Origin of the sequence: Clostridium sp., assembly GCF_032552055.1 — a bacterium.
Classification (GTDB): Bacteria; Bacillota; Clostridia; order Clostridiales; family Clostridiaceae; genus Clostridium.
Window position 1 is genome coordinate 1 of sequence record NZ_JAWGSV010000089.1, and the last position, 11,438, is coordinate 11,438.

Annotated in this window: 12 protein-coding genes; all 12 read left to right on the top strand. The window is 28.2% G+C overall.

Features of this window, described 5'->3' with window-relative positions; translation table 11 throughout:
* Positions 1-614 (top strand): CpsB/CapC family capsule biosynthesis tyrosine phosphatase (locus tag E6248_RS07870; RefSeq protein ID WP_316340271.1); only part of this gene is annotated, 614 nt, incomplete at its 5' end.
* 453 nt (positions 615-1,067) lie between these two features.
* Positions 1,068-1,745, top strand: a complete 678-nt coding sequence (locus E6248_RS07875; protein ID WP_316340272.1) for a Wzz/FepE/Etk N-terminal domain-containing protein — start codon at positions 1,068-1,070, stop codon at positions 1,743-1,745.
* 9 nt (positions 1,746-1,754) lie between these two features.
* Positions 1,755-2,408: a CpsD/CapB family tyrosine-protein kinase gene (locus E6248_RS07880; protein WP_316340273.1), complete on the top strand. Its 654-nt coding sequence runs from the start codon at positions 1,755-1,757 to the stop codon at positions 2,406-2,408.
* 199 nt (positions 2,409-2,607) lie between these two features.
* On the top strand, positions 2,608-3,375 hold the full coding sequence (locus E6248_RS07885) for a CpsB/CapC family capsule biosynthesis tyrosine phosphatase (RefSeq protein ID WP_316340274.1): 768 nt from the start codon (positions 2,608-2,610) through the stop codon (positions 3,373-3,375).
* Between the two features lie 37 nt (positions 3,376-3,412).
* Positions 3,413-4,081, top strand: a complete 669-nt coding sequence (locus E6248_RS07890; RefSeq protein WP_316340275.1) for a sugar transferase — start codon at positions 3,413-3,415, stop codon at positions 4,079-4,081.
* A gap of 14 nt (positions 4,082-4,095) precedes the next feature.
* Positions 4,096-5,142 carry a mannose-1-phosphate guanylyltransferase gene (locus E6248_RS07895; RefSeq protein ID WP_316340276.1) on the top strand — a complete coding sequence of 349 codons (1,047 nt, stop codon included), beginning with the start codon at positions 4,096-4,098 and terminating at the stop codon, positions 5,140-5,142.
* Between the two features lie 22 nt (positions 5,143-5,164).
* On the top strand, positions 5,165-6,250 hold the full coding sequence (gene gmd / locus E6248_RS07900; RefSeq protein WP_316340277.1) for a GDP-mannose 4,6-dehydratase: 1,086 nt from the start codon (positions 5,165-5,167) through the stop codon (positions 6,248-6,250).
* Positions 6,251-6,263: 13 nt separating this feature from the next.
* Positions 6,264-7,196: a GDP-L-fucose synthase gene (locus E6248_RS07905; protein ID WP_316340278.1), complete on the top strand. Its 933-nt coding sequence runs from the start codon at positions 6,264-6,266 to the stop codon at positions 7,194-7,196.
* A gap of 21 nt (positions 7,197-7,217) precedes the next feature.
* A complete protein-coding gene (locus E6248_RS07910) occupies positions 7,218-8,465 on the top strand; it encodes a glycosyltransferase family 4 protein (protein WP_316340279.1) in 1,248 nt (415 codons plus the stop codon).
* A gap of 21 nt (positions 8,466-8,486) precedes the next feature.
* The gene (locus tag E6248_RS07915) at positions 8,487-9,695 is read left to right on the top strand and encodes a glycosyltransferase (protein ID WP_316340280.1); all 1,209 of its coding nucleotides are present in this window, start codon (positions 8,487-8,489) and stop codon (positions 9,693-9,695) included.
* Positions 9,696-10,829 (top strand): glycosyltransferase family 4 protein, encoded by a 1,134-nt coding sequence (locus E6248_RS07920; RefSeq protein ID WP_316340281.1) that lies wholly within the window; start codon positions 9,696-9,698, stop codon positions 10,827-10,829.
* A gap of 4 nt (positions 10,830-10,833) precedes the next feature.
* Positions 10,834-11,438: glycosyltransferase (locus E6248_RS07925; RefSeq protein ID WP_316340282.1), on the top strand; the 605-nt coding region annotated here is incomplete at its 3' end.

The following is an 11,438-nucleotide window of genomic DNA, read 5'->3' on the forward strand; positions in this document are numbered from 1 at the left end:
GACTAATATTAGCTCCTGCATACTACGATGAAGAAAGTAAAACAAGTATAATAGAGGTAGAAGGAATAGTTGAAGAATTAAATGCTTATTTAAAAGAGAAAAGCTCTTATTTAGCTCTATATCCAGCCAATCTTATAAGAGATAATTATGATTCAGTAAAAGATTTCTTAAATAAAAGAATTGGTACTATAAATAAAGGAGAGTATGCTCTTTTAAATTCAGAGGAAAGTAGTACAATAGATGAATTATTAGAATTAGTTTTTGAACTGAATTTAGCAGAAGTAACTCCAATAATAGTAGGACCTGAAAAAAACGAGGAAATTAAAAATGACTATAAAAAAATAGACAAACTAATTAATAAAGGTTGTTTATTTCAATTAGATGTAGAAAGCTTAAATGGGACCTATGGAAAGTCGATACAAAAGGCTTGCAAGAAATTAATAAAGAAAAATGCATATGACTTTATAGGTTTTGAAGAAAATATAAAAAAGGAACTTATAGATAAAGAAGTAGAAAAAATCAGTAAGAAGGGACTTTATATATTTAAAACTGATGGATTAGTTAGAACAAAAAGTATTGAAAAGAAGAAAAAGATAGGTTCTTGGATTAAGTAAATACAAAGAATCATATAATTAGATTTTTGAATGTATTAAAATACATAGATTCAATATTTAAAAATGAAAAAAGAGAAAAGCTACTATAATAAAAAGGCTTTTATTGTAAAAATAATTGATGTATGTTATATTTTTGAAGAAAATATTAATATATTAAAAAAAATAATACCGAAAATGGTTAGAAAAACAATTACAATAAGAAAAATAATATTGGAGATTGGATAAAGAATGCAAATTTGAACTTTAATGTCGAAGTAGGCAGATATTTTTTTGTTTAAAAACGAGTATATTGTGTTATAATCTTAAATGCTGAGAGAATTGTTAAATAAATATGTCTTTTGTAAAAAGCTTATAAGAAGCTTTGTAATTTTTTGTCGAAAATTAATTTTGTTTAAAAGACTTTATAAAAAAATTATGTAACAATTAGGTTATTAAAAGTTAGGAGGAAGTTCATTGGAAGAGCAAGTGATAAGATTAGATGAGTTGTTTGAAGCTTTAAAGAAAAGATGGTTAATGATAGTTGTAATTACTTTACTAGCAACAGTAGCTTCAGCAGTATTAAGTTTTTTTGTTATTAAGCCACAATATGAAGCAAGTACAAAAGTTTTTATAGGTAAGGATGATGGAGAAAGTCAAGGTTATAATCAAAATGATGTAATGATGTACCAAAAGCTTATGAAGACATATTCTGAAGCAATTAAAACTAAGGATTTAGTTTCTAGAAGTTTAAAAGGTACTAGCCTTACATTAGAACCAGAGGAAGTATTAGATAATTTAACAGTAGTTTCTGTTGCAGACACTCAAATATTAGAAATAAAGTATAAAAGTAAGAATCCAAAAGAAGCTGAAGTAGTAATAGATGAAATATCAGAGGAGTTTATTAAAACTTCTAAAGAATTAGTTCCAAATGGAAATATTAAAATAATAGAGTCAGTAGAATTGCCAGAAAAGCCAATTAGCCCAAATAAAAAGATGAATATAGCAATCGCCTTTTTACTTGGATTAATGGTTAGTGTAGGATTCGCATTTTTACTAGAGTTTTTAGATAATACTTTTAAGAACAAGGAACAGCTAGAAAGGGAATTAGACCTTCCTGTACTTGGATCTATACCTAATATGAAGGATAATTAGGAGGAAGATATGTTTATAGTTGAAAAAGAACCGAAATCCATAGCAGCAGAAAGCTATAGAACTTTAAGAACAAATATTCAATATTCATCCTTTGATAAGGAATATAGAGCTATAGTAGTTACAAGCTCTGATCCAGGAGAAGGTAAATCTACAACTGCAGGTAACTTAGCTTTATGTTTAGCACAAGGTGATAAAAAAGTTATATTAGTAGATTGTGATTTAAGAAAGCCATCTATACATAAGAAATTTAAGATATCTAACATAGTAGGATTATCAGATGTAATAGTAGGTAAGGAATCCTTAGAAAATGCAGTTCATAGATATAATAAGAATATGACAGTATTAACTTCAGGTAAGATACCACCTAACCCATCTGAGATGTTATCATCTAAGACTATGTCAAAGCTTATAGAATATTTAAAAAATGAATATGATTACGTTATTTTAGATACACCACCTGTACAAGCGGTTACAGACTCACAAATACTTTCAACTAAGGTAGATGGAACAATATTAGTAGTGAGAGCAGATAAAACTAAAAAAGACGGAGTTCACAATGCAATAAGCCTTCTTAAGAAAGTTAATGCTAATATAATTGGAACAGTTTTAAATGGAGTAGATACTAGTAGAAACAAGTACTACTATTATTATGGGGAAAAGTAGTAGCTAGCATAGTTAGTAGTAAATATAGATAAGCAAAATATGCAATAAGTTTATGGAAAATAATAAGTAAAACATAGAATAAGAGAATTATTCTATACAATGTGACAATCTAAAGATTTACTTGGATTGCCACATTGTGGTAATGCTACATGAGTTTTAGTTAAAAATTGTAGTGAAATTGTAGATATGGAGGTGCTAAATGGTAGATTTACATTCTCATTTAATTTGGAATATAGATGATGGTTCAAAATCAAAAGAAATGACAACTAATATGTTAAAGCAAGCAGTAAGAGGAGGGACTACTAAATTAGTATTAACACCTCATTATCTGCAAGGTCATTATGAAGTTCAAATAAATGAGGTTAAGGAAAGAACTAATGAAGTTAGAGAACTTGTTAAGGAGCTTGGATTAGATCTCGAAATTTATTGTGGACAAGAGGTTTATTATTCAGAGCATATATTAGAAAGTTACTTAAATAAAGAAATAGGAACTATAAATGATTCTAGATATATGTTAATTGAATTTAATATGAGAAACTTTTCTATTAAAGAAGTTGTTGAAGTATTATATGAATTGCAATTAAGAGGAATAGTGCCAGTAATTGCTCATCCTGAAAGATATCATAGGTTTATTAACAAGCCTTCTTTAATAAATGAGTTTATAAAGGAAGGTTTTTTATTTCAGCTTAATTTAGGAAGTATTACTGGAGATTTTGGAAAAGATGTACGAAAAACAGCAGAAATATTCTTAAAAAACAAAATATATAGCTTTATAGGTTCAGATGCCCATAGAGATGAAAAAAGAAATCCTGATATGAGTAATGGAGTAGAAGTATTAAAATCTATGGATAGAGATTATTTTAGTTACTTTAAAGATTCAGGGGAAAAACTTTTGAAAAATGATGAAATATTATTCTTAGGAAGTAAAGTGAAAGAAAAAAAGGGACTATTAGGTCTGTTTAAATAATGTTGAATTAAATTTAGTAAGTAAGGGGGTAAATAATATGGAGAGATTACAATCAGATAAAGAAAATAGCTTAGAATTTCAAGTTATTAATAAGGAAAATAGATTAGTATATAAAATATCTAAAAGACTTATAGATATTTTTCTATCGTTATTAGGGATAATAATAGTAAGCCCGATTATGTTAATTGTGGCTATTTTAATAAAGCTAGAATCAGCAGGACCAATTATTTTCTCACAGAAGAGAGTAGGTCTTAATGGCAAGGAATTTAATATGTTTAAATTTAGGTCAATGGTTCAAAATGCAGAAGAACTTAAGGCAAAGCTTCAAAAGCAAAATGAAATGTCAGGACCTATGTTTAAAATGAAAGAAGATCCTAGGGTTACTAAAGTAGGGAGGTTTATTAGAAAAACAAGTATAGATGAACTTCCACAATTAATAAATATACTAAAGGGTGAAATGAGCTTAGTTGGACCAAGGCCAAGTCTGCCAAAGGAAGTAGCTAAGTTTGAACCTTGGATGTTAGAAAGGTTAAATGTTAAACCAGGACTTACATGTTATTGGCAAGTTTCTGGAAGAAATAATATAGACTTTGAAGATTGGATGAAGCTTGATATTAAATATGTTAAAGATAGAAATTTATGGTTAGATATAAAATTAATATTTAAAACATTCTTTGTGCTGTTTGGAGATAAGAATGCTTGCTAAGGAGGGGAATGGGGATGTTATGTGCTTTAATTATGGCAGGAGGAAAGGGAACTAGATTTTGGCCATTGTCAACAGAAGAAAAACCTAAGCAGTTCTTAAACTTAATAAGTGATGAAACTATGATACAAATGACAGTAAATAGAATAAAACCTATTATTCCAATAGATAGGATTTTTATTTGTACTGGAGAAATGTATGTTGACTTAGTTAAAGAACAGCTTCCTGAGATTCCAGAAAAGAATATAATAGTTGAACCAGAGGGAAGAAATACTACGCCATGTATTGCATTATCTGCATTTGTAATTAACAGATATTATAAAGATTCTACTATGGTAGTATTACCATCAGATCATTTAATTAATAATGAAGATGAATTTAGAAAAGTTGTTTTAGAGTCAGAAGGTTTTATAGAAAAAAACAACAATGCAATTTTAACATTAGGGATGGAGCCAAGTAGGGCAGAAGCAGGTTATGGATATATTAAGTGCAGTAATAGTAAAGACAAAATTATAGATTGTGAAGTAATTAAGGTTGAGCGATTTGTAGAAAAACCAAATAAGGAATTAGCTGAAGAATATATAGTAAATGGTAATTATTTATGGAATGGTGGAATGTTTATTTGGAAAACTAATAATATATTAAATAAAATAAGTAAGCATTCGCCCAATACTTTTGAGGCACTTCATAATATTCAATATGTAGAAGAAGAGGTTTTGCAAGAAATAATTGATGATAGCTATAAGAATATTGAAGCTATATCAATAGATTATGCGGTATTAGAAAAATCTGAGGATATATATGTTATACCAAGTAATTTTGGATGGGATGATATTGGTAGTTGGGAAGCTATAGAAAGATATACAGAAAAAGATGAACTTGGTAACGTAGTAATAGGTGAGGGTAGAACTATAAAAGGAGAAAATAACTTGTTAGTTTCTAATAACCATAAGGTTATAGTTGAAGGTCTTAGTGATATATATGTCATAGAAAATGATGGGAAAATACTAATTGGACATAAGTCAAATGTAGTAAATGTTAAAGAGTTAAAAAATATAGATTAAGATACGAGTTGGAGGAAGTTTAATGAAAAAAGTTGCTTTAATTACAGGAATAACAGGACAAGATGGATCATACTTAACGGAGTTATTAATAGAAAAAGGTTATGAGGTACATGGAATTATAAGAAGACACTCAACAATAAATACTTCAAGAATAGATCATTTGTTTGAGGATCCTGAAATAGGAAATAAAAGTTTGTTTTTACATTATGGGGATTTAACTGATTCATCAAATTTAAATAGATTAATAGAAAAAATACAACCAAATGAAATATATAATTTAGCAGCACAATCTCATGTTGCAGTATCTTTTGAGGTGCCTGAATATACTGCAGAAGCAACAGGGGTAGGAACTTTAAGACTTTTAGATGCTATAAGGGAAACTGGAGTTAAGTGTAAATTCTATCAAGCTTCAACTTCAGAACTATTTGGAGGACTTCCAGATACTGCACCTCAAAGTGAAAAAACTCCTTTCTATCCAAAGAGTCCATATGGAGTTGCAAAACTTTATTCTTATTGGATTACAGTAAATTATAGAGAAAGCTATGATTTATTTGCTTGTAATGGTATATTATTCAACCATGAATCTCCAAGAAGAGGAGAAACTTTCGTTACAAGAAAAATAACTAGAGCTGTAGCATCAATAATGGCTGGTAAGCAAGAAAAACTATCTTTAGGAAATCTAGATGCCAAAAGAGACTGGGGTTTTGCAGGAGATTACGTGTATGGAATGTGGTTAATACTTCAGCAAGAAAAGCCACAAGATTATGTATTAGCAACTAATGAAACTCATACAGTAAGAGAATTTGTTGAACTTTCATTTAGAGAAGTAGGAATTGAAATAGAATGGAAGGGTACTGGAGTAGAAGAGAAAGGTTATGATAAAGTAACTGGAAGATTATTAGTAGATGTTAATCCAAGATACTTTAGACCAGCAGAAGTAGAACTGTTATGGGGAGATTCAAGTAAGGCTGAAAAAGAATTAGGATGGGAAAGAAAAGTAAGCTTTAAAGGGTTAGTATCAATGATGGTAGATGCTGATATGAAGGAAATAGCGGGGATTGGTAGTAAAGAATATGTAGCTAATAGTGAAGCAGCAGCTACTAAATAAAGAAGGTGCAGTTATGAATAAAAATAGTAAGATATATGTAGCAGGGCACAGAGGTCTTGTTGGTTCGGCTATAGTTAGAGAGCTAAAAAAAAGGGGATATGAAAATATAATAGGGAAGACTCATAAAGAATTAGATTTAACTAACTCTTTAGAAGTTGAAAGATTTTTTGAAGAAGAGAAACCTGAATATGTATTTTTAGCAGCTGCAAAAGTTGGAGGAATATATGCAAATTCAATTTATCCAGCAGACTTTATATATGAAAATTTACAAATACAGAATAATGTAATTGGATTAGCTTATAAATATGGAGTAAAAAAACTTATGTTTTTAGGGAGTTCTTGCATTTATCCTAAGATGTGTGCACAACCTATTAAAGAAGAGTATTTACTTTCAGGGTATTTAGAAGAAACTAATGAAGCTTATGCGTTAGCAAAGATTTCAGGGCTAAAAATGTGTCAATACTTTAATAAACAATATGGTACAAATTTTATTAGTGTAATGCCGACTAATTTATATGGTCCATATGATAATTTCCACCCAGAAAATTCTCATGTAATGCCAGCATTAATAAGAAGATTTCATGAAGCTAAAGTTAATAATGCAAAAGAAGTTGTTGTATGGGGAAGTGGAACTCCACTTAGGGAATTTTTATATTCAGAAGATATGGCAGATGCATGTATATACTTGATGGAAAATTATGAAGGGAATGATTTCTTTAATATAGGAACAGGAAAAGAAATTACTATAAGAGGATTAGCAGAACTTATAAAAGATGTAGTAGGTTATGAAGGTGAAATAGTTTGGGATACTTCTAAACCTGATGGTACACCAAGAAAACTTCTTGATGTAGGAAGATTAGAAAAAGCAGGATGGAAGTATAAGATGGAATTAAAAGATGGAATTAAAGAAGCTTATAAGTGGTTTCTAGAAAATTTTGAAGTTTAAAAAATATGAAAGGTGACTAAAATGGGGAATAAAAAAAGATTATTATTATATGCTCATTACTATTACCCAGATGTAGCATCTACTGGTCAAATATTGAAAGAATTATGTGAAGGTATGATAGATACATTTGATATAACTGTCATATGTGTAGTACCTAGTTATACAGGGAAAATAGAAGATAGATATAAAGAGAAAAAATATTATATAGAAAATATTAATGGAGTAAAGATAATTAGGGTTAGAGTTCCTGAGTTTAGCAAGGCCAATAAAAAAAGTAGAATTCTAAACTTATTAACATACTTCTTGAGAGCAATATGGGCTACTTTTAAAAGTGGGAAACAAGACTACATATTTTCAATATCACAGCCCCCGATTTTAGGAGGGATTTTAGGTGTAATAGGAAAGTATATAAAAGGTGCTAAGTTTATATATAATATTCAAGATTTTAATCCCGAACAAACAATGGCTGTTGGATATAGTAAAAATAAGATATTAATAAATGTAGCAATGTTTTTAGATAAATTATCTTGCAGAGTATCAGATAAGGTTATTGTTGTTGGAAGAGATATGCAAGATACTTTAAGAAAAAGATTTAAAGGTGGAAATATTCCCGATAATACATTTATTAATAATTGGATAGACGAGAAGAAGATATATCCTTTACCTAGTGATAATGAAAAAGTTTTAGAATTTAAAAGAAACTACGGACTAGAGAATAAGATAGTAATTATGTATTCAGGGAATATTGGACTTTATTATGATTTAGAAAACATAATAAAGGTAATTGGTAGGTTTAAAGATAGAGAAGATGTAGTATTTGCATTTATAGGTGATGGAACTATAAAATCAAAATTAGTAAGTTATGTTAATGAAAAAAAAATTAACAATATAAAATTTATTCCATACCAACCTAAAGAAGAATTGAATTATTCACTAAATGCAGGAGATATACATTGGGTAGTAAATGCAAAAGGAATAAAGGGTGTCTCAGTTCCTAGTAAGCTTTATGGGGTTATGGCAGCTGGTAAGCCTATACTCGGAGTTTTAGAATCAGGTTCAGAAGCAAGATTAATAATTGAAGAATGCGGTTGTGGTGTGTGCACAGATCCAGAAGATTATGAAAAAATATACAACCAAATTCTCGTATGCATTAATGAAATAGAACAAATTAAAAAAATTGGGATATTAGGAAAGAAATATATTGATGAGAATATAAGAAAAAATATATCATTACAAAAATATTGTGAAAATATTTTATCTATTAAATAATATAGTTATAGAGGTATTATTATGAAAATTCTTCAAGTTAATACGAGATATATTGGAGGAGGAGGAGCAGCTGCAATTGCTAATTTGCTTCATAATTCAATTAATAAAAATAAAGGAATGAGTTCAAGATTTTTATATGGTAGAGGACAATCTGATGATATTGATTCAATTAAAATTGGATATGAAGTAGAGAGTTACTTATCAGCAGGAGCAATGAGAGTGATTGGGAAGGAATTAAATAGAGGATTATCTGATGAAGTTAAAAGAGAGATAGATGATGCAGATATAATTCATTTACATAATATACACGGTTATTATATAAATTATGAAAGCCTAATAGATTATATAGTGAAAAAAAATAAAAGAGTCATTTGGACTCTGCATGATACTTGGGCCTTTACAGGTAGGTGTGCATTTACATTTGGATGTGAAAAATGGAAATGTGGATGTGGGGATTGTAATAATTTAAATATTTATCCGAGTACAAAGAGAGATATAAGTGATAAACTTTGGATAAAAAAGAATAATATATTTAATAAGCTTAATAAGGATATAACTACAATAGTAACCCCCTCAGAGTGGTTGAAGGAATTACTTGAAGAATCCTATTTAAAGAACTTTAAAATTGATGTCATTAATAATGGAGTGGAAAAAAGTAAGTTTGTAAATGTAGATAAATCAGAGCTGAGAGAGGAACTAGGTATACCTATTGACAAAAAAGTAGTTCTTTTTGTTGCAGCAGACCCAAATGACGAAAGAAAGGGTATTAAATATATTGTACAGATGTTTAATAAGTTTAATGATGATGTTATCTTTGTTTCAATGGGTAAAAAAATAAATATTGAACATAATAGGTTAATGCAGTTAGGATATAAAACTAATCGAGATGAAATTTATAAAGTGTATAGGTCAAGTGATGTTTTTGTAATTCCATCTTTAGATGATAACTTTCCCACAACTGTACTAGAAGCATTTGCAAATGGGGTTCCTGTAGTAGGCTTCGATAGTGGAGGAATTAAGGAGCAAGTAATTAATGGAGTAAATGGATATGTGGTCAATAAAAATAATTCTAATGATTTGTACGAAAAGATTAGAATTGTTTTTAATAACTCGGAGAATAAAAACATATCAAATAATTCTTTAAATAGATTTAAGGAATTATATTCATTAGAAAATTTTAAAAATAGATATTTCGATTTGTACTATAGTTTATATAATAAGGAGGTATAAATGAATATAGCATTTGTTACTAACATTAGAGCGCCTTATAGAATATTACAATTCAATGAATTTGCTAAAATAGATAATATTAACTTTACAGCATACTATACACATAAAGAAAGAGAAAATAGGGAATGGGAAGCTAAAGCAAATAAAGGGTACAAAGAGATATACTTAGAAGGTATCAATTTATTTGAAAAATACGGGTATATAAATAAGGGACTTTATAATCTAGTTAAGAGTAATGATATTATTATTATAGGTGGATACGAGCAACCAACATACATTTTGATAAGTATATTATGTAGGATTATTGGGAAGCCTTATATTATTTCTTTTGATGGAATAAGTACTAATAGAATAAACAATCATGAAAATAAAATAAAAAAAATCTTGAAAGGTATAGTTATTAAAAATTCAGATTATATATTAGGAAATGGTAAAGTTAGTAAGAGATATTTCAATGAAATATTTGATTATTCTTTAGAAAGAATATACAATCAATATCTTACTGTAGATGGGGAGCGTATTAATAAGCTATACAAATTTAAAGAAGAATTAAGAGAAGAATATAGAAAAAAATATAATATAAGCAGCGACGAAAAAGTTCTCATATATTCAGGTAGAATAATAGATATAAAAAATATTGATTCAGTAATTAAAGCAATAAATAGATTAAATAAGTCGGATATAACATTATTAATTGCAGGTGGAGGCGGATTGGAAAATCAGATGAAGGAATTAGCTTCGAAATTGAATGTAAGAATGATTATTACAGGCTTTATTACTAAACAAGAGGAATTATTTAAGCATTATTTTTTAGCAGATACCTTAATATTACCCTCAATATATGAGCCGTGGGGGCTAGTTGTGAATGAGGCAATGTTTGCAGGATTACCAGTAATTGTTTCTGAAATATGTGGGTGCTCATTAGATTTAGTATTCGAAGATGAAAATGGAAGTATCATTAATCCTAATAGTATAGATAATATATCGAATTCAATAGAAAAGATTTTGTATAATAAAAATAAAGAGAAACTAAGTATAAAATCTAGAGAGATAATAAGTGAATGGACTTTTCAAAATTCAAAGAAAAGTTTGGAGAAAGTAATAAAAAATATAAATTCAGAAAAAAGGGAATGATACTATGAAAAAGATATTAATATTATTCGAATATAATATAAAAAATGGAGGAGCACAAAAATCAATAATAGAAATAATTAAAAATAATACTGAGGATAATAAATTTTATTCATTAATGCCCTTATATGGAGATTATAGTTCTTATCTCAATGAATTAGGTGTTGAAACATATTATGGGGGGAGTAAAGAATATTGGCCTGGAAAAGAAAATATTTTAAAGTTCCTATTAAATTTATTCCAAGTAATTAAAAAGTCTAAAAAAATAATTAAAGAGAATAAAATAGATACAGTTTATTGTACAATGCTTCCGAGTCTTTTAGTAGGAGTAGCAAATAAATTACTTTTTTTTAAAAATATAAAAATAGTATGGCATGATAGAGTAACTGAGAATAGTAAAGTTTTTATACTAATATTCAAATTGATATCGAAAAGGATAGATACAATAATTACAACTACACCGTATGGATATAATAAAATAGCAGGATACGGTTACAATAAAGAAAAATTATATATGATACCTAACAGTACAGATTTTTGTAATGAAAATATTTCATATGTAAAAAAAATAAATCATGATAATTTAAAAATAGCATTAATAGGTAGAATAAA

What these genes read in the sequence shown, in the direction of transcription:
- E6248_RS07905 (WP_316340278.1), top strand. Translation starts at nt 6,264, where the DNA reads ATGAATAAAAATAGTAAGATATATGTAGCAGGGCACAGAGGTCTTGTT.
- E6248_RS07885 (WP_316340274.1), top strand. Translation starts at nt 2,608, where the DNA reads ATGGTAGATTTACATTCTCATTTAATTTGGAATATAGATGATGGTTCA.
- E6248_RS07920 (WP_316340281.1), top strand. Translation starts at nt 9,696, where the DNA reads ATGAATATAGCATTTGTTACTAACATTAGAGCGCCTTATAGAATATTA.
- E6248_RS07915 (WP_316340280.1), top strand. Translation starts at nt 8,487, where the DNA reads ATGAAAATTCTTCAAGTTAATACGAGATATATTGGAGGAGGAGGAGCA.
- E6248_RS07890 (WP_316340275.1), top strand. Translation starts at nt 3,413, where the DNA reads ATGGAGAGATTACAATCAGATAAAGAAAATAGCTTAGAATTTCAAGTT.
- E6248_RS07895 (WP_316340276.1), top strand. Translation starts at nt 4,096, where the DNA reads ATGTTATGTGCTTTAATTATGGCAGGAGGAAAGGGAACTAGATTTTGG.
- E6248_RS07910 (WP_316340279.1), top strand. Translation starts at nt 7,218, where the DNA reads ATGGGGAATAAAAAAAGATTATTATTATATGCTCATTACTATTACCCA.
- gmd (WP_316340277.1), top strand. Translation starts at nt 5,165, where the DNA reads ATGAAAAAAGTTGCTTTAATTACAGGAATAACAGGACAAGATGGATCA.
- E6248_RS07880 (WP_316340273.1), top strand. Translation starts at nt 1,755, where the DNA reads ATGTTTATAGTTGAAAAAGAACCGAAATCCATAGCAGCAGAAAGCTAT.